The organism is Mesorhizobium shangrilense (assembly GCF_028826155.1).
In the GTDB taxonomy this organism is placed as follows: Bacteria; Pseudomonadota; Alphaproteobacteria; order Rhizobiales; family Rhizobiaceae; genus Arvimicrobium; species Arvimicrobium flavum.
In genome coordinates this window covers 4,375,067-4,399,021 of the sequence record NZ_JAQGPN010000001.1, presented here as the reverse complement: position 1 = coordinate 4,399,021, position 23,955 = coordinate 4,375,067, and the positions used below count along the sequence as shown (strand labels likewise).

The following is a 23,955-nucleotide window of genomic DNA, read 5'->3' as shown; positions in this document are numbered from 1 at the left end:
TACGGTATTGAGGCCCCAACCTTATGCGCAATACCGTGACCCATACCGAAAAACCCACTGGATGTCACGGTATGGAGCTGCACGTCGCTACGTGCGCGCGAGGCGAGCAGCCCAAGAATCCCGGGGATACTGGCCTATGCTGCCTTCGTTGGACGGTTTGCTGGAGCGGGTAGCGGGAATCGAACCCGCGCGTTCAGCTTGGGAAGCTGACAAGCTACCATTACATCATACCCGCGCAGGCTGTGGTTAGCATGGCGGGCAGTGCGTCCGCAATTGGAAAAGCCGCGGCGCATTCCACGCAGCCGGCCTCCCTGGAACGCCGGCCGAAACCACGCGGCGAATGGGCGACGATCTGCCTTGAAGCCGCCGCCCGGGCCGCGTATCTGCAGGCCAGAATCCACGCGGAGACTGACGGACGATGCAAGGCCTCACCCGGTTCCTCGGCGACTCGCCGCTCAAAGTGCTGCTGAAACTCGTCGTCGTCTCGTTTCTGGTCGGCCTGGTCATGAGCGCATTCGGCTGGACGCCCCTCGATATCGTCTATGGCATCCAGGCCTTGTTCGAGCGCATCTGGAACATGGGCTTCGCCACGCTCGACCGTTTCCTGAGCTACATGCTGCTCGGCGCGGCAATCGTGGTGCCGCTCTTCCTGATCATCCGCATCACGCGCTTCCGAAGCTGAGCTCGGCGCGACCGGCAGTCCGGTCAGCCAGGAATCTGATCGTTCCCGGGCGATCACCCGAACTCCGCGGCCACCTCGAAGAGAATGGCGTGGCGCTCGGCCAGGGCGCGCACATCCGGACTGTAGCCGCCGCCGAGTACGCCGCAGACCGGCACGCGTCGCGCGCGGAAACACTCGATGACCAGACGTTCGCGCGCTCTAAGGCCGGCGTCGGTCATGGCGAGCCGCCCGAGCCTATCCTCCCCGTGCGGGTCGACGCCGGCGTTGTAGAAGACGAGATCCCATGGCCGCAGACCCGCCAGTTTCGGCAGGGCCTCGCGCAGCGTGGCGAGATAGGCCTCGTCACTCATGCCGTCCGGCAGCGGTATGTCCCAATCGGACTTGGCCTTGCGCACGGGATAGTTCCTGTCGCCGTGCATTGAGAAGGTGAACGCGCGCTCCTCGGCCGCGAGGATCTCCGCTGTTCCGTCGCCTTGGTGCACGTCGAGGTCGACCACGAGCACGTTCCCCACTGCGCCCTCCGACAGCAGCAGCAGGCTGGCGATCGCCACGTCGTTGAAGGTGCAGAAGCCGGCGCCGTGCGCACGGCGCGCATGGTGGCTGCCGCCGGCCGCGTTGCAGGCGATGCCGTGGGCGAGCGCCAGCCGCGCCGCCAGGATCGTGCCCGCGCTGGCGAGCTGGGCGCGCAGCGAGACCCGCTCGCCGATCGCAAAGCCGATCTCGCGCTCGATGCCCGGGGGAACCGTGCACGCCAGCACCTGCTCGACATAGGTGGGGTCATGGGCGAGTTTCAGCCATTCCGGTGGTGGCTTGGCCGGCCGTTCGGCGGCGTTCATCAGCCCCCGCGCCGACAACGCCTCGATCAAGGCGCCGTACTTCCCCATCGGGAACCGGTGGCTGGCGGGAAATCCTGCATCGTAGTCAGGGTGGCTGACGATCTGGAGCGGCATGCGAGGATCGGTACCGCAAGCGCGGCGCGCGGAAAAGCGTCTGTTCCCCTTTCGAGCGCTTCGATCAGGCGAGATCGAACTCCACCCAGCGGGCTGCACTGCCCTTGATGACACCGCTGCGCACCGCCAGGATCGATCCGGATGGCGTCGTGAATCCCGGGACGCCGCCGGACGCGCCGATCCACGGATCGTCGGCGCGAACCACGCGCCCGCTGGTCTTCGAGGCCAGCGCCGTCAGGATCGACTGGAACGGCATTTCGCTCCAGCCGACCTTCCTCGCGCTCTCTTCGCTCACGGGAACGAACGCCGAGAGGTCGCGGGCCGTTATCAGGTCGAGGCCGTTCCGGCGCGGCGTGGCGTTGTGACTGCCGTGATGGGCCACCTTGAGATAGACCGTGCGCGCCAAAAGGTCGGCGGCCGTCACCGTGCCAGTGTCGACCGGCCAGCTCACATCCTTCCAGCTGAGCCAGTTGCCGATCTGGGCGTCGCCGGGGAACAGGAAGACGCGGCCCGCGCTGCCGATCTCGAACGCAAGCACCAAGCTCGTGTTGTTCACCCCGCGGTCGAGCTGCAGGGCGAGATCGGCGGCGATGCCCAGCCAGTCGGCGTCGATGCGCCGCCAGGATTGATCGAGGAGATTCTGGTCCACGACGCGCTTGGCGCGCTTCCGCTCCGCCGGCGGCTCGGGTTGCGGAACCGGCCCGGAATAGTGCCGGTTCACGAAATCCGAGATCGCGCCGGCATGGCCGTTCAGAGCGTCGGCAAGCGGCGTGCCGATATTGTAGTCGAACGGGGCGTCCTCGCCGGGCAGCGGGCCGACCTCTCCCGCCGAGGCCGCAAGTCCTGCCGCGAGCATCCTTCCGAGCGCCCAACCCTTCAGGTCCGCAAGCGGGAACATCTCGTCCGCCTTCTCCTCCAACCTGAGGAGCTTCCTGTCGCGCGGCGGCCCGAGTACGTAGACCTTGAGATTGGGTACGCCCGGCAGGGTGATCGGCGCGGCGCTGGGCTCCAGGTAGCGGGGCGGTTGCGTCGTGCCAAGTCTGGCCGCCGCGTCGCGGGCAGCGCGCACTTTTTCGCCCTTGGCTCCGAACTGGAAGCCGAGAACGGATTGCAGGCCCTTTCCGAGGCTGAACATATGGAAGCTGGTTTCTCCAGCAGCTTCCATCCGGCGGCTCGCCCCCTGCAGCGCCGAAACCGCCTGCGCGCGGAACATGTCGAACTCCCTGGCGTCGGCATCGTCCGGATCTTCCGTCCACGCCATCCACACCTCGCCGACGGGGATGCTTTGGAAGATCTCTCCCGCCGTTGAGAAACCCGAGACGTGATCCCAATGCTCGTGTGTCACGACGAGCACGTCGATCGAACGCCCGGTGACGTCGCGTATGTCGGTCGCGATCGCGTCGATCAGATCCGAACCGCCGCTGACCGAGGAGTGGATGCCGCAATCGATCAGCATCCGGAAGGGCCTGCCGTCGTCCTTGAAGAAGGTGAGGAGGTGGCAGTCGCCGATGCCCTGGCAGTAATGGCGCACGGTCAGGGCAGGCGGCGTGGCGCGCGCGGCCGCCGCTGCCGTAGCGGCAGGGGAGGGGGCCGCTGCTCCCGTCTTCGATCGGGCGCCTTTGGGCTTGCTTTCCCTCTTAGCCATGATCGTCGTCCTCGTCATGCGCGTGCAGAAGGGCGAATGGTTCGGATGTGTCGCCGCCGAAGTAGAGCGCCCGCGACGGCGACATGAAGTTTCGGGATGCGGTCTCCGCCTGCCGCAGCCGGCGCTGCTCGCTGTTGATGTTCTTGACAATCAGGTAGCGGATTTCCTCGTGTTCCAGCTGCGGGTGCAGGATCATCGTCGCGCCGCCGCGGAACCACGACCAGGCTTCCCCTTCCCTGACGCCCTCGAAGGCCAGGGTTCCATCGTCGCGCAACGGAACGCGCTGGTTCATGACGGCGACAACCTCGACCCGGAAAGAGCCGTCAGGCTCCACGCGACGGGTCGGCCGCACGCTCGACACCTCGAACGTCGAGCTTCCCTTCTCGGCCGGGCGCAGAAGCGCGCCCCTTTCCGTATATCGCGGCATGTCGGGAAGGAGCCCGAACTGCTCGTAGAGGTCGGGTGCGTCGTTGAACGCACGCTTCATGCGTGTCCACAGCGCCCAGCGGTTCCTTTCATCCATCGCAAAGGTCTCTGAGCGAGGGCGCTTCTGGATCCGGTACAGGTCGACGCGTTCGAAGAGGCCGCGCAACCAGGAGGGCGACGGGTCGGCCGGACCGTCCCATGCCAGTGTCTCGGTGGATACGGTACGAACGTCGCGCGGCAGCAGCTTCCACTTGCGGAACGACTCCATGAAGGCGGTGCGGTAGTACAGCCCGTCTTCCGGGAAGGCGTCCATGTCCGCGGTTATGAGCGCGCGCAGGTAGTCGCCAAAGGTGATGTCCACCGCGGGACAGTAGTCGAGCGCGCGGATGCACATGTTGAGCATGTGTTTTGCCGTCTTCACGGTGTCGTCCGTCAGGCGGTCGACGAGGCCGGGATGCAGCGCGCCTGCCGGAAGAACGCCGGTGCCGCCGGTCGCCAGGCGAACCAGGTCCTCGGTTCGGCGCGCGATGATGGCCAGGAAGGCTTCGTAGACAGCGATGACCAGAATGGAGCCCCGGTCATGCGGCTCCATGGTCGTGTCATAGTCCAGATCGGCCATTTTTGGATTGGCGTAGTCTCGAAGCGGACCGGACCGGCCGCTGCCTTCGCCGAACTGGGCGGCGAGCCCGGAAAGCAGGTTGGCCGCAGAAAGATCGCCGCGCACGCGGCCGATCTCGAAGCTCACCAATTCCCTCAAGGTGAAATGCTGGAAGAGGGCCACGATGTCCGCGAACGCCTCGTGAAATGCGGGCACGTCGGGAGGCGAGGCTTCCTGGAAACGACGGTGGAGGCCATCCAGGAGCGCATGGGAGACTTCGTGGGCGATGATGTCGCTGGAGAGGCATGAGAAGACCGTAGATCCGCGCGGCGTCGTGGCGGTCGCGCCGCCCTCGGATCGAAAATAGCCGAACAAGAGCGCTTTCTTGTCGGGACTGTAGTAGGCGTTTTCGGCGCGCAGCGCATGTGGGTAGATGCGCAGCCTTGGCACCTCGTAGCCTGTGATCATCGACGCGCCGCTGCTGCGGGCGCGATAGGCATAGTGCGGCGCCCACAGCGCGCGGCGGCCGAGCGCCTGTTCGAAATTGCCGATGGTCGTCATCGCCACGGCGTAGACCATCTGCTGGTGGAACTGCGGATTGCCTTCCGACGGCTGCAGCCCATCCTGGGCGAGAAGGTACTTGTCGTTTAGGTCGACGGGGTCGTAGACGCGGTTCGATGCCGGGTCGATGTCGACGATTTCCAGATACTCGCCGACCGGCCCCGGCTTCAAGGGTTCGCTGGTGGCAGGCCGGTCGTCCCAGGGCACCGACAGCGTGGCGACGTGAACCGACACGGAATCGAGCTTCGTCCCGACGCTGGGGTCGAGCGCGTAGATGCGCAGCCGCCGTTTGGGCGGTGCGGCCGGGCGCGGCTTGCGCTTTATGGTGGGCGCGGTCTGGATGGGGGGAGCCTTGGCGGGCTTCGCCGCCGGTCGCGCAAGTATGCCTTCCAAAAAATGCTTCAGCGGCTTCGACGGATTGCCCTCGTCGAGCGCCGCTTCGAGATAGGCGTTGCGGGCGGCCGCCGAAACCTGCGCAGGGTCGGCGTCCGGGTCGAGCATGGCCTTCTCGACTGCATCGACGCGTTGCGCCATCTGGGTGAGTTCCAGCACCAGCATCCTGTCGCGCTGGGACAACGCGCCGCCCGGCGCAACGCTGACGCCCCCGCCGAAGAGCAGGTTGGCCCAGGGCCACGAATACTCGGCAGGCGGCAGCTTCCGCAACTGGCTGGCGGGCGCCGGCGCCTGCAACAGGGCGGCGCTGGCGTGGACGACGCCCTGGCCAAGCTTCTGGAAGGTCTCCGCCGGACCCATCTTGGGCGTGGACTTGGCCGCCGATGCGAAGAGCGCACGGCGAACGGCCTCGACGCGCATCCAGGGCTGCGGATAGGTCTTGACGGTATCCCAGTGCTGCGCCAGCCAGAGTGCCACCGCCGCCGCGACCTGCGGCGTTGCCGCGGAGGTGCCGGCGCCGTCCATGTCGACCACTTCGGGACAGTCGATTTCGGCCCACGGCACGTTCGGCGTATAGGCGCCGATCGCAGTGTCCATTTTCGATGGCGGGCCGAAATTGCCCTGCATGGTCGTCAGCCCGAGCCCGGAATAGGCGCGGCCATCGGCCATGACCCCGCAGGCGGCCAGGACGCGCTTGTAGCGGGCCGGAAAGACGATGCTGCTCAACACGCCCGCAAAATTGTTGCCGGCGGCCGTCACCATGACCAGTCCGGCGTCGTAGCCCAGATTGATGGCGTCGACGAGCGCGCTGGACGACAGGCCGCCCATGCTCATGGAAAGCACATGCGCGCCCTTCGCCCGCGCATAATCGAAGCCCTGCACCATGGTCGAGGTGGTGAAGCGCACCACCCAGTTGGCGATGCGGACGGGGATGACCGACACGCCGGGAGCCCCGCCGACGAAGTCGCTGAAGTCTTCCCAGCCGGGCGATACGCCGGCGAGGCGGTTGCCGGCCAGCAAGCTGAGCGTCCCCGTGCCGTGGCCGGGGTTGCTGGTCAGCGTTCCGGCGGGAGCGTGATCGGTGGCGTCGTTAGCAGGCCTTCCGTCATTGACGAAGTTCCGCTGCAGCGCCGCCGCGAGGTTCGCCGGAACGGTGCGGTGTGCCGGATCGAAGCCGGTATCAAGATGGGCGACGGTGATAAGGGACTGTTTCGACCCGACCTTGGTGCGCGCCGCTGCGAACTGGCTGAAGCCCGGACCGGCGTTCCAGGCGACCTTGCCCGGCAAGATGGCCTTGCCGCCGCCGCTGTCCTGATCGTCGAACGTACATGCCGGGGCCGCACTCAGCGCCATGCCGGGGTCGCCGCGGCCGTCCTTGTAGTCCCATTGCTGGACGAAATCCGGCTCGACTGCCAGCACCGACGGTCCGCCCGCGGCCGCGAAGGCTTCGCGACGTTCCGCGATCCGGTGCGCATTGTCCCAGGGATTTTCTGACTGGACGCTCTTCGCGCTGATCTTCAGCCATGTCGCGCCCTGGCCGCCGGCGACGCCCATGCCGCCTTCGGATGCGGCCGGGATCGACAGGATGGCCTCGGCCTCGACCTTGCCGGCGCGAAGCGACCGGGTGTTGGCCGCAAATCCGGCGCCGTCGCCCCGGACCTTGACGAGCAGCCCGTCGGATCTGGCCATGCCGGTTCCTCTCAACGTTCGCCGCGCCTGGAAAAATCCGGTTCAGGCGGTTCTTCAAGGCTCTGCGGGCACATTCCGCGCGCAACCTCTGCGCTGCCCGCTCTGGCGCAACAGCGCCGATATCCGAAGGTATTCCAAGATGAACCTGAGGAATGATGAGTATATCAGATGAAATATCTATTGGAAGAGCAGCGCGAGAGTAGATGGAAAGTTGAATCAAATAATCCAGAAGGAGGGAGATCGGGAATGCAGGAGCGATTGCATTGCCGGCGGGATCGGCAGCAGCACTGCTGCGGCGACGTCGCGACGCCTTGTCGCCGCTGGTCCCAAGAATTGCGGTGATGGCGCTTGTGCGTCGGCGGCCGAACCGGCACACGGCGGCTATCGGAGGAATCGCCGTGGACGGTCGCACCGCAATGAAGCCCTTTGAAGTCACCAACCGCGTCGTGTTGTCGATCGCGATCCCGATGACGCTAGCATATCTGACGACGCCCTTGCTTGGGTTGGTGGACACGGCGGTGGTCGGGCAGTTCGGCAATGCCGCACTGCTTGGCGGGCTGGCGGCCGGAGCCATCGTCTTCGACCTGGTGTTCACGACCTTCAACTTCCTGAGGTCGGGCACGACGGGACTGGTCGCCCAGGCGTACGGACGCGATGACCGGATGGAGGAGCAGGCAGTGTTCTGGCGAGCCTGCGCCATCGCGGTCGCCGCCGGTGTCGTCCTTGCGCTGGCGGCGCCGCTGCTGTCGCTTTTCGGTCGCTGGTTCATGGGAGCCGACGCCGAGGTCAGCGCGGCCATGGATCTCTACGTTCGCATCCGCCTCCTGGCTGCGCCGTTCTCGCTGCTCAACTACGCCATTCTCGGCTACGTGCTGGGCCGCGGCGAGGCCGCGCTGGGGCTCGGCCTGCAGTTCCTGCTGAATGGCGTCAACGTCGCGCTTTCGATCGCGCTCGGCCTGTGGGCGGGTTGGGGTGTAGCGGGCGTGGCGTGGGGAACGGTCGGCGGCGAGTTGATCGCCGTGGTCGTCGGCATGGCGATCGTCCTGAGGCGCTTCCGCTCCCAGCCGCGGCTGCCCCGTTCGCAGCTATTCGATACCGCCGCCTTCAGGCGCATGCTGGCGCTGAACGGCGACATCATGATCCGTTCCTTTTCGCTGCTCGCGGCTTTTGCGCTGTTCACCCGGCAGGGCGCGCAGTTCGGCACGGTGACGCTTGCCGCGAACGCCGTTCTCATGAACTTCTTCCTGGTCGGCGGTTATTTCCTCGACGGCTTTGCGACGGCGGCCGAGCAGCTTGCCGGTCGCGCGGTCGGCGCACGCTACGCGCCGGCTTTCCGGGCAGCGCTGAAGCTCACCGCGGTTTGGGGCTTTGCGCTGTCCTTCGTGGCCACGGCCGTGTTCCTCGTCTTCGGCCAGTCCGTGATCGACGTCATCACGACCGCCGAGGACGTGCGGATCGCCGCGCAGGCATTCATCCCCTGGGCGGCCTTCACCGCACTCAGCGGCGTGCTCGCCTTTCAGATGGACGGGGTCTTCATCGGCGCGACCTGGTCAAGGGACATGCGCAACATGATGCTGCTGTCGCTGCTCGCCTTCGTCGCCTCGCTGCTCGCCCTGACGCACTGGTTCGGCAACCATGGCCTCTGGGCGTCGCTGCACGTCTTCCTTCTGGTGCGCGGCTTCAGCCTGCTTTCGGTGCTGCCGCGGCGCGCCCGCGAAACCTTCAGGCGCTGAGTGGCTTGTCCGCCCAATGCTGCAGCCGGCTGTCGCGCAGGTCGCTGATGCTGGCCGCGCCGCTCCTGTCCAGCTCACGCCGCATCCCGGCCAGGATCCTTCCCGGCAGTCCTGGACCGCCGTAGATCAGCCCGGTGTAGATCTGAACGAGATCGGCACCTGCGCGGATCTTCTCCAGCGCCGTCTCGGCCGAGTCGACGCCGCCCACGCCGATGATGGCGAAGTCCGGCCCCAGCAGTCGCCGCATCCTGGCGAGCACGATCGTCGAGCGCTCGAACAGCGGCCGGCCCGACAGGCCCCCTGCTTCCGTTGCTGCCGATGTGTTGCGCAGGCCCGTGCGGGCAAGCGTCGTGTTGGAAACGATGACGCCTTCGATGCGTTTTTCCGCGACCTCCGCTGCGATGTCCTCCAGTTCCGCGTCAACCAGGTCGGGAGCGATCTTGAGGAACACGGGCACGCGTTTGGTGGCCGTCTCACGCGCCGCCGCCACGCGCGACAGCAACTCCGCAAGCGCCTCCCTTGCCTGCATGGTGCGCAGGCCGGGCGTGTTGGGGGAAGAGATATTGACCGTCAGATAGGATGCGTATCGCGCGAAGCGCTCGACGCCGAGCACATAGTCGGCGATACGGTCGGCGCTGTCCTTGTTGGCCCCGATATTAACGCCGACGATGCCGGGACGTCCTTTGCGTGCCTGAAGCCGCGCCTCGCAGGCGTCGTGGCCCTCGTTGTTGAAGCCCAGCCGGTTAATGACCGCATTGTCTTCCGGCAGGCGGAAGATGCGCGGCTTCGGGTTGCCAGGCTGGGGCAGGGGGGTCACCGTACCCACCTCGGCAAAACCGAACCCCAGGCCAAGCAGACCGTCAGGAGCTTCGGCGTTCTTGTCGTAGCCCGCCGCCATGCCGAGCGGGTTGGGAAAGTCGATGCCGGCGACATTGACCGCGAGCCGCCGGTCTGCGGGCGGCTTCGGCACGATCGGGACGCCGCATCTGAGCGCGGCGATCGAAAGCCCGTGTGCTGTCTCGGGATCCAGTGTGAAGAGCGCCTGGCGGCCGAGCCGCTCGAACAGGCTCACGCGTCGAACTCCGGGAAGATGTGGCTGCCGTGCCCGCCGAGCGGCAGAGCCTTCACCCACTTCACGGCGGCGAGGTCGAGCGGCGCATAGAGATGCGGGAACAGTGCGCCGCCTCGCGAGGCCTCGTACTTCAAGGCAGGCCCGAGCGCGACCGCATCCACGGCGACGAGGAGCAGGTCGGTCTGCCCCGCAAAATGCTTGGCCGCTGTCTTCCGCGCCTGTTCAGCCGTCGAGAAGTGAATGAATCCGTCGGTGAGATCGATCGCGGACCCGTTGAAGGTCCCGCTCGCTTCTGCTGTCCGCCAGAGCGGTTCCGGACAAATCTTGTAGATGGTAGAGTGCATTCCGGCGCTATAGTCGCAAACAGGCCGCTTCGGAAGGGCGCATCCCATTTCCGGCACAAAGCTGTGGCACTGTGCACGCCAACCCAGGAGTTTCTCATGCGCACCCTCGCATTCGCGCTCGCCGCCATCGCCCCAGCTTTCGTGCTGAGCGCCGATGCACAGGAGGCTGAGCGCTACCGGCTGGAGAAAACCGAGGACGGCTATGTGCGGATGGACACCCGGACCGGCGAGATGTCGATCTGCGAGGAGCGCAATGGCGGTCACCTCGTCTGCCGCACCGCTGCCGATGAGCGCTCCGCCTTCGAGGACGAGATCGACCGCCTGAACGCTTCCTTGCGTGCGCTCGAGGACCGCGTCGCCGCGCTTGAGAAGGCGCCGCCGGCGTCGGGCCTGCCGACCGAGGAGGAGTTCGACAAGACGATGGGCTACATGGAGCGCTTCTTCCGCGGCTTCATGGACATCGTGAAGGATTTTGAGAAGGACGAAACGCCGCCGGTTTCGCCCCAGAAAACCTGACGCGCAGGCTCTTCTCACTGAAGTCCGGGCGTTCCAACGTCAATTCGCCTTGAAAACTGTTTCTATCGTCGCATAATCGCGCCGACTCTACGCCGACGAACGAGACCGGCGGGAGCGGGAGGAATTCGTGCCGCACGGCTACAAGTTCGTCATCGCGGACGATCATCCCCTTTTTCGCGGGGCTCTCAAGCAGGCGATCGGCGGGGTGGCCGGTCCGGGTACGATCCTGGAAGCCGGAGATTTCGACGCGGCGAAAAAGATCATGGCCGAGAACGACGACGTCGATCTCGTCCTGCTCGATCTTTCAATGCCGGGCGCGAGCGGCCTGTCAGGCCTGATATCGCTGCGCGGCGTTCATGTCGGGATGCCCCTGATCGTCGTTTCGGCCCATGACGATCCCGAAACCATCCGCCGCGCGCTGGAGCTCGGCGCGTCCGGCTTCATCTCCAAGTCGGCCAGCATGGAAGACATCCGCGAAGCCGTCGAAACGGTGCTGGCGGGCGGCATTGCCGCGCCCAGCGGAGTGGATCTGGGCGTCGAGCAGGACGCAGAAATCTCCGACCTCATACGCCGTCTGCAGTCGCTTACGCCTCAGCAGACGAAGGTGCTGGGCATGCTGGCTGAAGGCTTGCTCAACAAGCAGATCGCCTTTGAGCTGAACGTCTCGGAGGCGACCATCAAGGCCCACGTCTCCGCCATCCTCCAGAAGCTCGGCGTCGACAGCCGCACGCAGGCGGTGATCCAGCTCTCCAAGATCGGCGCCGAGTCCATCCAGGCGGCGGGTTAGGCGCTTCAACGGTTCAAGGAAGTGCCGGAAGGGTGGCCCCTTGCGGCCGGCATTTGTCGGGCCATCGCCCGGACCGGGCAAAGCATCGTGCGGAAGCGCGTCTATTCGGCTGCCTGCGCCATGCGCCGCGCCCGCATCATCATCGTCCTCAGCACGGCTGGTTTCACCGGCTTGTTGATCACCGGCATGTCCATCGCTTCCGCGGCGTCCCGCACCTCCTGGGAGCGGTCGGCGGTGATGAGCACTGCGGGCAGGGCAGGACCAAAAATTTCCCGCAACGCAGCGACCGCATCGAGGCCTGTCTCGGCGTCGAGGTGATAGTCTGCGAGGATCAGGTCCGGCGGTTCGACATCTTCGCCGACGGCAGGGAACGCCGCCGCTCCACGGAAAATCTCGACGCGGCAGCCCCATCCTTCGAGCAGCAGGCGCATCCCGTCGAGGATGCGTGGGTCGTTGTCGATGGCGTAGACGAGCAGCCCGTTCAGCGCGACGGTGATCGGCGCCGGCCGCTTCTTGGCGGCCACGGCCGTCGGCGCCGCCGCCTGCGTGACCGGGATGAGCACCGACGCCTGCGTTCCCTTGCCTTTTTCCGAATGGAGCCGAAGCTCCAGCCTGAGCACGCGTGCAATCCTGTCGACGATCGACAGGCCGAGACCGAGCCCTTCCGCCTCGCGAATGCCGTCATCCAGCCGGCGGAATTCGTGGAACACGGTGTTCAGCTTCTCCGGCGCGATGCCGATGCCGGTGTCCAGCACCTGGATTTCCGCCAGTTCGCCGCGTCGCCTCACGCCGACGACGATCTTGCCCGATCGTGTGTACTTGATGGCGTTGGAGACGAGGTTCTGTACCAGGCGCCGCAGCAGGTTGCGGTCCGTTTCAACGGCCAGCGACGACGGCAGGATACGCAGCTGCAGACCCTTCTTCGCCGCCAACGGCATGAAATCGGTCCCGATCTGTCGCAGCAGCTCGTCAAGCCGGAAGACGCTCTCCTGGGGCTTCATCGCCCCGGCGTCGAGGCGTGAGATGTCGAGCACCGCGCCGAGGATCGTTTCCACGGATTCGAGCGAGGATTCGATACTGCCGGCCGCCTCCTTGATCGGACCCCTGCCGGCTTTCTCCATGAGCGAAGAGGCATAGAGCCGCGCCGCGTTGAGCGGCTGCAGGATGTCGTGCCCGGCCGCCGCCAGGAAGCGCGTCTTGCCGAGATTGGCTTCCTCTGCGAGCATCTGCGCCTGCGCCAGCTCCTCGTTGACGCGGGTCAGCTCCGCGGTCCGGTTCTGGACGCGCAGCTCCAGCGACTCGTTGGCCTGCTTCAGCGCACGGTCGGCGGCGACGCGTGCGGAGATGTCCGTGTAGGTGGCGACCATGCCGCCATCCGGCATGGGGTTCGACCTCAGCTCGACGGTGCGGCCGCTGGTCTTCAACTCGAGCTGCCACGGATTGCCGAAGGCGGTCAGGCGATTCAGCGCGCCCACCGCCTGCTCGTTGGAGATGTCGCCGCGTCTGGCGAGGAAGCGCAGCACCTGGTCCAGCGAAACGCCGATCTGCCCCATTTCGTCGGGCAGGTCGAAGAGCTGGCGGTACTGTCGGTTCCAGCACGTCAGGCGAAAATCCTTGTCGAAGACGGTGATGCCCTGCGCCATCTGGTCGAGGGCGATCTGCAGGAGGTCGCGATTGTACTGCAGCGCCTCGGTCGCGTCGTCGAGCAGGCGGAACGTGTCCTTGGCGCTGCTGTCATGGCGCTGGAACAGGAGCGAGAGGATGAGCCGCGCCGAGGACGAACCAACGGCGCTGGCCAGCAATTGCTCCGAAAAGCGAATGACGCTCATGCTGGCCTGGTCGCTGCCGTGCAGCCTGCCCCCGTGGTTCGCCTCGAAGGTCTGGAAGGAACGCTCCGTCCGCTCGACGCCGAGATAGCGTGAGATCGTGTCCTTGAGCTCGTCGATGGTCACCGCCGTGCGGAAACGGCGCAGCATGGGCATCGGGCTGGAATCGCGCGGCACGAAGATCGCCGCCTGGATTCGCTCCAGCGCCACCGCCGCGCGCGATAGCGACCCCAGCACGAAGAAGAGCGTGTTGATCGAGAGGCTCCAGAGCACGCCGTGATTCAGCGGTTCGGCGACGGTGCCGAATAGCGCCTGCGGCCGCAACGCTTCGATGCCGAACGGTCCGTCCACGATGATCGAAAGGTTGGGCGGGACGAGCGACGGAAAGAGCAGCGTGTAGGCCCAGACGACGATACCGGCGGCCATGCCGAGAACCGCGCCGCGCGCGTTGGCCCCGCGCCAGATGAGGCCGCCGAAGAACGCCGGCGCAAACTGCGCGATCGCCGCGAACGACATCAGGCCGATCGAGGCCAACCGGGCGTTGTCGGTGCTTTCGCGATAGTAGAGGAAGGCGACGAACAGGATCACGAAGATCGATGCGCGCCGCACGTTGAGGATCAGCGACGACCAGTCCTCGTTCTCGCTGGCCTCGGACTTGAGGAGGCGGCGCACGAACAGCGGGATGACGAGGTCGTTGGAGATCATGATGGCCAGCGCCACGCTTTCCACGATCACCATGGCGGTTGCCGCCGACAACCCCCCGATGAAGGCCAGGAGCGCCAGCGCGTCCTGTCCGGCCAGCAGGGGGATCGCGAGCACGTAGAGATCGCTGCTCGTCTTGGCGCCGACGGTCGACAGACCGACCAGGGCAATCGGCAGCACGAAGAGATTGATGGCGACGAGATAGAGCGGGAACACCCAGGTGGCGTGCCGCAGTTCCTTCTCCGTGCGGTTCTCGACGATCATCACATAAAACTGCCGCGGCAGCATGATGATGGCGAAGCTGCTGAGGACGGTCATCACCAGCCAGGTTCCGAGCGAGGTGCGGTAGGAAAGCGCCTGTTCCACCTGCGGATGGTTCTCGATCGATTCGACCAGCGCTCCCGGGCTGCCGAACAGAATGAAGAACACGAACAGCCCGATCGCCAGGAAAGCCGCCAGCTTGACGACGGATTCGACCGCAACCGCCAGCACCAGCCCGTCCTGATGCTCGGTCGCGTCGGCGTGCCGGGTGCCGAACAGGACCGCGAAGACCGCGAGCAGCATGGCGACCACCAGCGAGATGTCGCTCACGAACGGATCGAAGGAGAACGGTGCGCCGGTGTGATGCTCGACGATCAGGCTCATCGAGCCGGAAATCGCCTTGAGCTGCAGGGCGATGTAGGGCACGGCGCCGACCGTCGCGATCAGCGTCGCGATTGACGCGACGCCGAAACTCTTGCCGTAGCGCGCGCCCAGGAAGTCGGCGATCGACGTGATCTTCTCGGCCTTTGCGAGCCGTACGAGACGTCTGAGCAACGGGAAACCGAACGTGAAGACCAGAATCGGTCCGATATAGATGGCCAGGAACTCGAAGTTGCGTTCGGAGGCGAGGCCCACGGATCCGAAGAAGGTCCACGAGGTGCAGTAGATGCCGAGGCTGAGCGCGTAGATGTTCGGCCGCGGCAGGCTTGACGCGCGCGCTACCGACCGCCGGTCGCCGATGCTGGCGATCCAGAACAACAGCGTGACATAGGCGACGGCGAGAACGCCGACGAACAACGCCTGCAAGCCTTTGCCCTTTCCTCCCGCGGAATTCCCAGGCGAGGCAATCACAGCTTGCGAGCGCTGTCGATAGTCGTGGATACCGCGCCAGAAAATACGGGTTCACCGCGACTTGCCATTTGATAGGGTGCATAGCGAGCGTCGATTCAAGACGCGGTTGCAGCGTCGGGGAAAGCACAGGAGGCACAAGTGCTCAAGGAATTCCAGGAGTTCATCTCCAAGGGGAACGTGATGGACCTTGCGGTCGGCGTCATCATCGGCGGCGCCTTCGGGCTGATCGTCAACTCGCTCGTCGGCGACATCATCATGCCGATCGTCGGCGCGGTTTTCGGCGGCTTCGACTTCTCGAACTACTTCCTGCCGCTGTCGTCCAACGTCACCGCGCTCTCGCTGGAAGAAGCCAAGAAGCAGGGCGCCGTGTTCGCCTATGGCAACTTCCTGACCGTGGTCATCAACTTCCTGATCCTGGCCTGGATCATCTTCCTCATGGTGAAGGGCGTGAATACGATGCGCCGCAAGCTCGAGAAGGAGAAGACGGCCGCCCCGGCGGCGCCGCCTGCCGACGTCGCCCTTCTGACCGAAATCCGCGACATCCTCGCGAAGAAGTAGCCACTTCCCAAGCTTCCCCGGATTGCGCCAATCCGGGGAATCCGATGGCCGTCGCGTGGGCGGCCTCGCGCTTGCGCCGCAAAGGCGTTATGGGCATGGCTTCCGACGAAGCCGGACCTCGCCATGACCTTCATGACCCACATACAGCCGGCTGCGGCCAGAGCGCCCGCCAGCGGCATCGTCTCGGTCGTGAATTACGGCCGCGACCGCCCCGGCCTCATCCCGCTCTGGGCCGGCGAGGGCGACCTGCCCACGCCTGACTTCATTTCCGAGGCAGCGGCCAAGGGGCTGCGCGACGGCGAGACCTTCTACACCTGGCAGCGCGGGATCCCCGACCTGCGCGAGGCGCTTGCTCGCTACTATCAGCGCCATTTCGGCAGGGCGTTCCCGGCCGAGGAGTTCATCGTCACCAGTTCCGGCATGCACGCGATCCAGCTGGCGATCCAGCTCGTCGCAGGCGGCGGCGACGACCTCGTCTATCTCTCTCCCGCCTGGCCGAACTTTGCCGGCGCGGCGATCGTGGCCGGAGCCAATCCGATCCCGGTGGCGCTGCATCTTTCGGGCAATGGCTGGTCCCTCGACCTTGATCTGCTGGAAGCATCCATCACTCCGAAGACGCGTGCGATCTTCCTCAACAGCCCGTGCAACCCGACCGGCTGGACCGCAGATCTTGCCACGCTGAAGGCGGTGCTGGATCTGGCGCGCCGGAAAGGGCTCTGGATCATCGCCGACGAGATCTATTCACTCTTCCACTACGATGGCGGGCGGGCGCCGTCCTTCCTCGACATCATGGCGCCCGAGGATCGCATCCTCTTCGTCAACACCTTCTCGAAGAACTGGGCGATGACCGGCTGGCGGGTGGGTTGGCTGCGCGTGCACCCGTCGCTCCAACAGACGCTGGAAAACCTCATCCAGTATTCGACGTCCGGGGTGGCGCAGTTCATGCAGCGCGGCGCCATCGCCGCGCTCGACGAAGGTGACGCCTTCGTCGCCTCCCAGGTCGAGCGTGCGCACCGCGCCCGCGATCTCGTGTGCGGCATCATCGGCGCGACCGGACGGGCGCGGTTCGCTGTGCCGCTGGGCGCTTTCTACCTGTTCTTCGCCGTCGACGGCCTGGAGAACTCGATGGATGCCGCGATCGAGATCGTTGACAAGGCGAATGTCGGGCTGGCGCCTGGAACGGCCTTCGGCGCGGGCGGGGAGGGGTTCCTGCGGCTCTGCTTCCACCGCCGGCTGGATCAGGTCGAGGAAGCCGCGACGCGGGTGGCCGACCGGCTGGGCAGCCGCTGATCTCGTCAGTCGGCGCGTGCCGCTCGTGGACATGGCTCAAGTCGCTGGTCCACAGCGCCCGGGAGGGCAGCGTTCGTGAACTGCCACGCAGAGCTGCGGTGAAGAGGGACTTGCCTCGGCCGAATCGACTGCTCAGCCGCCGGACTTCGGAACCAGCAGCGGGATGATGCGGTCACTTTTGGCGAGCGACGGCTGGCCAGCTTCGCCGTAGGGAATGCCCAGCGCGTCCCACGTTTCGATCAGGGCATCCTTCAATTCCTCGATCAGTGCATCCGAGTGGAACGGTGTCGGTGTGATGCGCAGGCGTTCGGTACCGCGCGGCACCGTCGGGTAATTGATCGGCTGGATGTAGATGCCGTGTTTGCCGAGCAGCCGGTCGGTCGCCATCTTGCAGAGCTCAGGGTCGCCCACGAGAATCGGCACGATGTGGGTGACCGACGGCATCACCGGGAAGCCGGCGGCCGACAGCACGTCCTTGGCGCGCTGCGCCTGCCGATGCTGCGCGTCGCGCTCGACCTGCGAAGCCTTGAGGTGTCGGATCGAGGCAGTTGTGGCCGCGGCGATGGCCGGCGGCAGGGCGGTCGTGAAGATGAAGCCCGGCGCGTAGGAGCGCACGGCGTCGATGATCGTGCGGGTGCCGGTGATATAGCCGCCCAGGGTGCCGAACGCCTTGGCCAGCGTGCCTTCGATGATGTCGATGCGGTGGGCGAGGCCGTCGCGCTCGGAAATGCCGCCACCCCGTGCGCCGTACATGCCGACGGCATGCACTTCGTCGATATAGGTCATGGCGTTGTACCGTTCGGCGAGCTCGACGATCTCCTTGATCGGCGCGATGTCGCCGTCCATCGAATAGACGCTCTCGAACACGATCAGCTTGGCGCGCTCGCGGCCCGCCGCCTGCAGCAGGCTTTCGAGGTGGGCGACGTCATTGTGGCGGAAAATCTTCTTCTCGGCGCCGGAGCGGCGCACGCCCTCGATCATCGAGGCGTGGTTCAGCTCGTCGGAGAGGATGAGGCAGTTCGGCAGCAGACGGCCGATGGTGGAGATGGATGCTTCGTTCGAGACGAAGCCGGAAGTGAAGACGAGTCCGGCTTCCTTGCCGTGCAGGTCGGCGAGCTCGTTTTCCAGCTCGACCAGCGGATGGTTGTTGCCGGAGATGTTGCGCGTGCCGCCGGCGCCCGAGCCCATGCGGCCGACCGCGTTCTGCATGGCGGCGATCACGTCCGGATGCTGGCCCATGCCGAGATAGTCGTTGGAGCACCAGACGGTGATCTCCTTGGTCTGGCCGTTGTTGCGCCAAATGGCTCTCGGGAAGGACCCCACGATGCGCTCGAGATCGGCGAAGACGCGATAGCGTCGCTCCGCGTGGACCTGATCGACGGCTTCCTCGAAGAAACGCTGATAGTTCATGATGCCTGCTCGTTGGGTGTCCGGATCATAGTGACGCGCTGTGGATGCGTCCATTCTCGCCTTTTGGGCAAAATGCCACGCCCTTTCGACCATAACGACGCCGCGGCAGCTTTGATTTCAGTCAATCCGCAACGGATTTGCAAATTCTCACATGCGCGCGCCCCAACAATTGGCACAAAGCAAGGAAAGTTAGAGATTTGCCGCTATGGCGGTGAGATCATCGTGGGGAGTTTTTGATGGCGGTTCTGGTGACGGGGGGAGCAGGCTACATCGGCAGCCACATGGTCTGGGAACTGCTCGGCGGCGGCGAGGAGGTCGTGGTGCTCGACCGGCTGTCGAGCGGTTTCGACTGGGCGGTTGCGCCAGAAGCCAGGCTCTATGTGGGGGACATCGCGGACGCCGCGCTGGTTGCGAAGATCCTTCGAGAGCACTCCGTCGATGCGATCGTCCACTTCGCCGGCTCTATCGTTGTTCCGGAATCGGTGGCGGACCCGCTCGGCTACTACGGCAACAACACGGCCGGGACGCGCACCCTGCTGGAGCAGGCGGTGAGGGGCGGCGTGCCGCACTTCATCTTCTCCTCGACTGCTGCCGTCTACGGATCGGCCGGGCTGGAGCCGATCGTGGAGGATGCGCGGCTGGCGCCCGAATCGCCCTATGGCCGCTCGAAACTGATGTGCGAGTGGATGCTGGCGGACGCCGCCGCCGCGCATCCGCTCACTTACACGGCGCTGCGCTACTTCAACGTCGCCGGCGCCGATCCCCGGGGCCGCACAGGCCAGTCGACCGCTGGCGCAACGCACCTGATCAAGGTGGCCTGCGAGACCGCCACCGGCAAGCGCAAGGCCATGCAAGTCTACGGGACGGACTACCCGACTCCGGACGGCACCTGCGTACGCGACTACATTCATGTCAGCGATCTCGTCGCCGCCCATCGCCTGGCCCTGCAGCGCCTGCGGGAAGGGGGCGGGAGCCTGGTCGCCAATTGCGGCTACAGCCACGGCTATTCGGTGCTGGACGTCATCGAGTCGGTACGGCGGGTTCACGGATCGGACCTGGCGGTGACGATGGCCCCGCGCCGGCCGGGCGACGCCGCCTCCGTGATTGCGGATTCCAATCTCGCCCGCCGCGAACTCGCCTGGACGCCTCAGCACGACGACCTTGATGGCATCGTCACCAGCGCACTCGAATGGGAACGCGTTCTGGCGCGAAAGAACTCCAGCGCGGGCTGAGATCGGCGGCGCTGGGTTGCGCTACCATCTACCCCGAACCGCAGTGGTCGTGCTAAGAACACCGGGAGCGTCGATCCGTCGGCAGGCGGGCGAACTCTTTCCCTGATCCGGCGAACGCGGACGACCCGTCCGGACGCACGCCCCCGAGGACCCAAATGGACACGATTATCCAAGCTTCCGCGCGCAGCCTCCGCCTCAGCCCCGAGGACAACATCGTCGTTGCCGGAGAGCGCATCGAGAAGGGCGCCAGCACGTCCGAAGGCGTGGTCGCGCTGCAGCGCATCCCTTTCGGGCACAAAATGGCGGTGCAGGCAATCGACAAGGACGCACCGATCGTCAAGTTCGGGCAGATCATCGGCTTCGCCAAGGAGCCGATCGCCAAGGGCGACTGGGTGCACGAGCACAACGTCTACATGCACGATTTCTCGCGCGACTACCGATTCGCCGAGGCGGCGCGGCCGGAGGACGTCCTGCCGGTGGACCAGCAGGCGACGTTCCAGGGTTTTCGGCGCGCCAACGGCAAGGTCGGCACGCGCAACTATATCGGCATCCTCACCAGCGTGAACTGCTCGACCACCGTCGCGGGGTTCATCGCGAGGGAGATCGAGCGCTCCGGCATCCTCGACGACTATCCCAACATCGACGGGATCGTTGCGCTGAAGCAGGCCAATGGCTGCGTCATCGACTATCGCGGCGTCATCTTCGACACGCTGAAGAAGACGACCTGGGGCTATGCGACCAACCCGAACATGGGCGGCGTCGTCATGGTCGGCCTCGGCTGCGAGGGCTTTCAGATCCCGCGCTTCAAGGAAGCCTACGGCGTCCAGGAAAGCGAGACGTTCCGTACCATGACCATCCAGGAGGTGGGCGGCACGAAGAAGACCGTCGAGGCCGGCGTCGAGGCGGTCAAGGCGATGCTGCCGACCGTCAACAAGGCGAAGCGCGAGACCGTGCCGGCTTCGGAGCTGGTGCTGGCGCTGCAGTGCGGCGGTTCCGACGGTTACTCGGGCATCACGGCCAACCCGGCGCTGGGCGTCGCGGCGGACATCCTGGTGCGCCACGGCGGCACAGCGATCCTTTCGGAGACGCCCGAGATCTATGGCGCGGAGCACCTGCTCACCCGCCGCGCACGGAGCAAGGAGGTCGGCGAAAAACTGGTCGACATCATCCACTGGTGGGAAGACTACACCAAGCGCAACAACATGGAGATGAACAACAACCCGTCTCCGGGCAACAAGCTGGGCGGGCTGACGACCATTCTGGAGAAGTCGCTGGGCGCGGCCGCGAAGGGCGGCTCGACGACGCTCAACGCCGTCTACCATTATGCCGACCCGGTGACGGAGAAGGGTTTCGTGTTCATGGACACGCCCGGCTACGATCCGGTCGCTGCGACCGGCCAGGTCGCGGGCGGAGCCAACATCCTTGCCTTCACCACCGGCCGCGGCTCGGCCTATGGCTGCAAGCCGACGCCGTCGATCAAGCTCGCCACCAACACGCCGATGTACGAACGCATGATCGACGATATGGACATCAACTGCGGCGACATCCTCGACGGCGTGACGCTGCAGGAGAAGGGCGAGGAGATTTTTCGGGAGATCCTCGCCGTGGCGTCGGGCAAGAAGTCGAAGTCGGAGGAACTGGGCTACGGCGACAACGAGTTCGTGCCCTGGCAGATCGGCGCGACGATGTAGGGACGGTTTTTGCGGGGCGGACGGGTCACCTCCGCCCTGACGCCCCTGCCGTCGCCTTGTTTCCGCTGACGGGAACAGGATGCTCGCACTCAGGCGGCGCGCTGCCGTCAGGGACCTGGCGACCACGGTGCTCTAAGCCGCGGTCAGATCCGCCGCCGCGTCCGGCACCACCACCAGCTTGCCGACGAACTTCTTCGCCATGAAATCCGTCTGGGCGCGGTGGAAGTCGGAGAGCCTGTAGACGCCGCCGACCAGCGGGCGGATCTTCTTTTGCTCGATGTAGCGAACGATGCGGCGGAAGTCGCCGCGCGTGCCCTGGCTGGAGCCGTGAAGCTGGAGCTGCTTCAGGTACATGGTCCTCAGGTCGAGCTGGACGACAGGACCGGCGATGGCGCCCGCCGTCGTGTAGCGTCCTTCCGGGCGCAGGATGGTAAGCAGCTCGTTGAACATGGGACCGCCCACCAGGTCGGCGACCACGTCGACGGGCTTCCCGCCCGTGGCCTTCTCGACTGCGGCAAACAGCCCGCCTGCGCCGCGCGTGATAACCGCCTCGGCGCCGATGTCGAGGACGTCCTTCTCCTTGCCTTCGCCGACGATCGCATAGGGAATGGCCCCGCGCGCCCGCGCCAGCTGGATGATGCCGGAGCCGACGCCACCGGAAGCTCCTGTCACCAGCAAGCGTTCGCCGGCCTTGAGACCGGCCCGCTCCAGCATCTGTTCCCCCGTCAGATAGGCGCAACAGAAGGTGGCCAGCTCGACGTCGGTCAGGTCCGTGTCCACGACATGCGCGTTCGCGGCCGGCAGCGTCTGGTACTCGGCATACCCGCCGTCGCGGCCATGGCCCATGTAGTCGATGTCGGCCAGTGAATCGTCGTCCCGGTTGTACATCGAGAAATCGACCATCACCCGCTCGCCGATGCGCAACGACGGAACGCCTTCGCCCACGGCGACGATGCGGCCCACGCTGTCTGTTCCCTGAATGCGCGGGAACGTCAGCGTGTTGCCCTGCCTGCGCCAGGTGGACACGGCGTCCGGATCGGACTCGGTGCCGTATGCGCCTTGGCGCACCCAGACGTCGGTGTTGTTCATGCCGCAGGCGGTGACGCGGATCAGCACCTCGCCCGAAGCCGGCTTCGGCAGCGGGACGTCGGTGCGATAGACGAGCTTGTCGATGCCGCCGTGTCCGGTCAGGAGCACGGCCGCCATGGTGGACGGGAGGGAGCGATTTTCCGACATCTGTCCGGTCTCAGCCTTTCCTTTCGACGGCGCCGCCCCTCTGCCGGGCAATGGAGGCGGGGAGGCGGCTGCCAAATACCTACGACCGATCCGATCCGAAAACCGCGTTCACGGCGTCAGCGGTCGCAGCGACGACCACGTCGGCCTCTTCCTTCGTCAGGCACAGCGGCGGTGCGAAGCCAAGGATATCGCCCTGCGGCATGGCGCGGCCGATGACGCCGCGCTCGAGCAGCGCGGCTGCGACCTGCGGACCGAATTTTTGGGCCGGATCGAAGAATTTGCGATCGTCCTTGTCCTCGACGAACTCGACGGCGGCCAGCAGCCCGTCGCCGCGAACCTCGCCCACATTAGGATGAGAGCTGAGCGCCCCGGCGAGTTGCTGGCGGAAGTATGCGCCCGTCACGCCTGCGTTCTCGACGAGACCCATCTCGTCGATCAGCTCGAGGTTGGCGACGCCGGCCGCCGCGCAGAGCGGGTGCGCCGAATAAGTCCAGCCGTGGCCGATCGCGCCGAGTTCGTCCGATCCCTTCACCAGCACCTGCCACATCCTGTCGGAGACGATGACGCCGGAGAGCGGCGCGTAGGCCGACGTCAGGCCCTTGGCGATGGTGATCAGGTCCGGCCGGATGCCATAGTGGTCCGAGCCGAACATGGAGCCCAGCCGGCCGAAGCCGGTGACCACCTCGTCGGCGACCAGCAGCACGTCGTACTTCTTCAGCACGGCCTGGATCTTCTCCCAGTAGCCGGCCGGCGGGGGTACGATGCCGCCGGTGCCGAGGATCGGCTCGCCGATGAACGCCGCGACGGTGTCCGGCCCTTCGGCCAGGATCATCTCCTCCAGCTTTTCTGCGCAGAATTGCGAAAACTGTTCCTCGGAGAGCGAGCGGTCCTCGCGCCGGAAATAATAGGGCGCTTCCGTGTGCAGGATGGGCGCGCGCGGCAGGTCGAAGGCATTGTGGAAGAGATGCAGGCCGGTCAGCGAGCCGGTCATCACGCCGGACCCGTGATAGCCGCGCCAGCGCGAGATGATCTTCTTCTTCTCCGGGCGGCCGAGCACGTTGTTGTAGTACCAGATGAGCTTGATGTTGGTCTCGTTGGCGTCCGAACCGGAGAGGCCGAAATAGACCTTCGACATGCCGGCCGGCGCGCGGTCGATGATCATCTTGGCGAGCGTGATCGACGCGTCCGTGCCGTGTCCGACATAGGCGTGGTAGTAGGCAAGATCCTTCGCCTGCGCGGCGATCGCATCGGCGATCTTCTGGCGGCCGTAGCCGACGTTCACGCAATAGAGGCCGGCGAAGGCGTCCAGGCTCTGCCGCCCGTTCACGTCCGTGATGTAGACACCCTCACCACCCGCGATGACCCGCGTCGGGCTCTCGCCGCGCGCATGCATGCCCATGTGGGTCGAGGGGTGGAAAAAGTGGTCGCGGTCCCAGGCGGTGCGTTCGTTCGAGCGGTCGAGCATGCTTGTATCCTTGTATTTCCGGTGGTTTTCGTTGTC

17 protein-coding genes and 1 tRNA gene are annotated in these 23,955 nt (G+C 65.7%); 8 read left to right on the top strand and 10 right to left on the bottom strand.

All coding sequences use genetic code 11. The features are described 5' to 3' along the window. Positions 1 to 161: 161 nt before the first annotated feature. A tRNA-Gly gene (locus tag PD284_RS21260) sits at positions 162 to 235 on the bottom strand. 183 nt (positions 236 to 418) lie between these two features. Between PD284_RS21260 and PD284_RS21255 the strand changes: the two genes are divergently transcribed. Next, complete coding sequence (locus tag PD284_RS21255) at positions 419 to 682, top strand: DUF6460 domain-containing protein (RefSeq protein WP_274630116.1); 264 nt, start codon at positions 419 to 421, stop codon at positions 680 to 682. A 53-nt stretch (positions 683 to 735) separates the two neighbouring features. On the opposite strand, the gene PD284_RS21250 is transcribed toward PD284_RS21255, so the two are convergent. From PD284_RS21250 to PD284_RS21240, 3 genes are all read right to left on the bottom strand, one after another. Then, a complete protein-coding gene (locus PD284_RS21250) occupies positions 736 to 1,632 on the bottom strand; it encodes a histone deacetylase family protein (protein ID WP_274630115.1) in 897 nt (298 codons plus the stop codon). Positions 1,633 to 1,696: 64 nt separating this feature from the next. After that, on the bottom strand, positions 1,697 to 3,277 hold the full coding sequence (locus tag PD284_RS21245; RefSeq protein ID WP_274630114.1) for an MBL fold metallo-hydrolase: 1,581 nt from the start codon (positions 3,275 to 3,277) through the stop codon (positions 1,697 to 1,699). Beyond that, positions 3,270 to 6,944, bottom strand: a complete 3,675-nt coding sequence (locus PD284_RS21240) for a S8 family serine peptidase (protein WP_274630113.1) — start codon at positions 6,942 to 6,944, stop codon at positions 3,270 to 3,272. The genes PD284_RS21245 and PD284_RS21240 overlap by 8 nt, the downstream gene beginning before the upstream one ends. 416 nt (positions 6,945 to 7,360) lie before the next feature. On the opposite strand from PD284_RS21240, the gene PD284_RS21235 reads away from it, so the two are divergent. Next, positions 7,361 to 8,677, top strand: a complete 1,317-nt coding sequence (locus PD284_RS21235; protein WP_274630723.1) for an MATE family efflux transporter — start codon at positions 7,361 to 7,363, stop codon at positions 8,675 to 8,677. Here the strand turns inward: PD284_RS21235 and PD284_RS21230 are convergent. Both PD284_RS21230 and PD284_RS21225 read right to left on the bottom strand, forming a co-directional pair. Continuing rightward, complete coding sequence (locus PD284_RS21230; RefSeq protein ID WP_274630112.1) at positions 8,667 to 9,749, bottom strand: quinone-dependent dihydroorotate dehydrogenase; 1,083 nt, start codon at positions 9,747 to 9,749, stop codon at positions 8,667 to 8,669. The genes PD284_RS21235 and PD284_RS21230 overlap by 11 nt on opposite strands. Continuing rightward, positions 9,746 to 10,093, bottom strand: coding sequence for a DUF952 domain-containing protein (locus PD284_RS21225; RefSeq protein ID WP_274630111.1), 348 nt, complete (start codon positions 10,091 to 10,093; stop codon positions 9,746 to 9,748). The genes PD284_RS21230 and PD284_RS21225 overlap by 4 nt, the downstream gene beginning before the upstream one ends. A gap of 96 nt (positions 10,094 to 10,189) precedes the next feature. Here PD284_RS21225 and PD284_RS21220 point away from each other — a divergent pair, with 96 nt between their 5' ends. After that, positions 10,190 to 10,609: a hypothetical protein gene (locus tag PD284_RS21220; RefSeq protein ID WP_274630110.1), complete on the top strand. Its 420-nt coding sequence runs from the start codon at positions 10,190 to 10,192 to the stop codon at positions 10,607 to 10,609. Positions 10,610 to 10,736: 127 nt separating this feature from the next. Further along, complete coding sequence (locus PD284_RS21215; RefSeq protein ID WP_274630109.1) at positions 10,737 to 11,396, top strand: response regulator transcription factor; 660 nt, start codon at positions 10,737 to 10,739, stop codon at positions 11,394 to 11,396. A gap of 101 nt (positions 11,397 to 11,497) precedes the next feature. Here PD284_RS21215 and PD284_RS21210 read toward each other — a convergent pair whose 3' ends face one another. Next, the gene (locus PD284_RS21210) at positions 11,498 to 14,992 is read right to left on the bottom strand and encodes a PAS domain-containing hybrid sensor histidine kinase/response regulator (RefSeq protein ID WP_274630108.1); all 3,495 of its coding nucleotides are present in this window, start codon (positions 14,990 to 14,992) and stop codon (positions 11,498 to 11,500) included. A gap of 183 nt (positions 14,993 to 15,175) precedes the next feature. Between PD284_RS21210 and mscL the strand changes: the two genes are divergently transcribed. Beyond that, positions 15,176 to 15,595 carry a large conductance mechanosensitive channel protein MscL gene (mscL, locus tag PD284_RS21205; RefSeq protein ID WP_274630107.1) on the top strand — a complete coding sequence of 140 codons (420 nt, stop codon included), beginning with the start codon at positions 15,176 to 15,178 and terminating at the stop codon, positions 15,593 to 15,595. A 123-nt stretch (positions 15,596 to 15,718) separates the two neighbouring features. Then, positions 15,719 to 16,885: a pyridoxal phosphate-dependent aminotransferase gene (locus PD284_RS21200; protein ID WP_274630106.1), complete on the top strand. Its 1,167-nt coding sequence runs from the start codon at positions 15,719 to 15,721 to the stop codon at positions 16,883 to 16,885. Between the two features lie 132 nt (positions 16,886 to 17,017). On the opposite strand, the gene hemA is transcribed toward PD284_RS21200, so the two are convergent. Beyond that, complete coding sequence (gene hemA / locus PD284_RS21195) at positions 17,018 to 18,295, bottom strand: 5-aminolevulinate synthase (protein WP_274630105.1); 1,278 nt, start codon at positions 18,293 to 18,295, stop codon at positions 17,018 to 17,020. A 236-nt stretch (positions 18,296 to 18,531) separates the two neighbouring features. On the opposite strand from hemA, the gene galE reads away from it, so the two are divergent. Together galE and PD284_RS21185 are read left to right on the top strand one after the other, a co-directional pair. Continuing rightward, the gene (galE, locus tag PD284_RS21190) at positions 18,532 to 19,527 is read left to right on the top strand and encodes a UDP-glucose 4-epimerase GalE (RefSeq protein ID WP_274630104.1); all 996 of its coding nucleotides are present in this window, start codon (positions 18,532 to 18,534) and stop codon (positions 19,525 to 19,527) included. 155 nt (positions 19,528 to 19,682) lie between these two features. Continuing rightward, positions 19,683 to 21,218 (top strand): UxaA family hydrolase, encoded by a 1,536-nt coding sequence (locus PD284_RS21185; RefSeq protein WP_274630103.1) that lies wholly within the window; start codon positions 19,683 to 19,685, stop codon positions 21,216 to 21,218. Between the two features lie 132 nt (positions 21,219 to 21,350). Here PD284_RS21185 and PD284_RS21180 read toward each other — a convergent pair whose 3' ends face one another. Both PD284_RS21180 and PD284_RS21175 read right to left on the bottom strand, forming a co-directional pair. Then, the gene (locus PD284_RS21180; protein WP_274630102.1) at positions 21,351 to 22,454 is read right to left on the bottom strand and encodes an alcohol dehydrogenase family protein; all 1,104 of its coding nucleotides are present in this window, start codon (positions 22,452 to 22,454) and stop codon (positions 21,351 to 21,353) included. A gap of 79 nt (positions 22,455 to 22,533) precedes the next feature. Beyond that, a complete protein-coding gene (locus PD284_RS21175; RefSeq protein WP_274630101.1) occupies positions 22,534 to 23,919 on the bottom strand; it encodes an aspartate aminotransferase family protein in 1,386 nt (461 codons plus the stop codon). Positions 23,920 to 23,955: the final 36 nt, after the last annotated feature.

Bases quoted from the DNA above. Each gene is read 5' to 3' on its own strand.
- PD284_RS21255 (WP_274630116.1), top strand. From the start codon at position 419: ATGCAAGGCCTCACCCGGTTCCTCGGCGACTCGCCGCTCAAAGTGCTG.
- PD284_RS21250 (WP_274630115.1), bottom strand. From the start codon at position 1,632: ATGCCGCTCCAGATCGTCAGCCACCCTGACTACGATGCAGGATTTCCC.
- PD284_RS21245 (WP_274630114.1), bottom strand. From the start codon at position 3,277: ATGGCTAAGAGGGAAAGCAAGCCCAAAGGCGCCCGATCGAAGACGGGA.
- PD284_RS21240 (WP_274630113.1), bottom strand. From the start codon at position 6,944: ATGGCCAGATCCGACGGGCTGCTCGTCAAGGTCCGGGGCGACGGCGCC.
- PD284_RS21235 (WP_274630723.1), top strand. From the start codon at position 7,361: ATGAAGCCCTTTGAAGTCACCAACCGCGTCGTGTTGTCGATCGCGATC.
- PD284_RS21225 (WP_274630111.1), bottom strand. From the start codon at position 10,093: ATGCACTCTACCATCTACAAGATTTGTCCGGAACCGCTCTGGCGGACA.
- PD284_RS21220 (WP_274630110.1), top strand. From the start codon at position 10,190: ATGCGCACCCTCGCATTCGCGCTCGCCGCCATCGCCCCAGCTTTCGTG.
- PD284_RS21200 (WP_274630106.1), top strand. From the start codon at position 15,719: ATGACCTTCATGACCCACATACAGCCGGCTGCGGCCAGAGCGCCCGCC.
- hemA (WP_274630105.1), bottom strand. From the start codon at position 18,295: ATGAACTATCAGCGTTTCTTCGAGGAAGCCGTCGATCAGGTCCACGCG.
- galE (WP_274630104.1), top strand. From the start codon at position 18,532: ATGGCGGTTCTGGTGACGGGGGGAGCAGGCTACATCGGCAGCCACATG.
- PD284_RS21185 (WP_274630103.1), top strand. From the start codon at position 19,683: ATGGACACGATTATCCAAGCTTCCGCGCGCAGCCTCCGCCTCAGCCCC.
- PD284_RS21180 (WP_274630102.1), bottom strand. From the start codon at position 22,454: ATGTCGGAAAATCGCTCCCTCCCGTCCACCATGGCGGCCGTGCTCCTG.
- PD284_RS21175 (WP_274630101.1), bottom strand. From the start codon at position 23,919: ATGCTCGACCGCTCGAACGAACGCACCGCCTGGGACCGCGACCACTTT.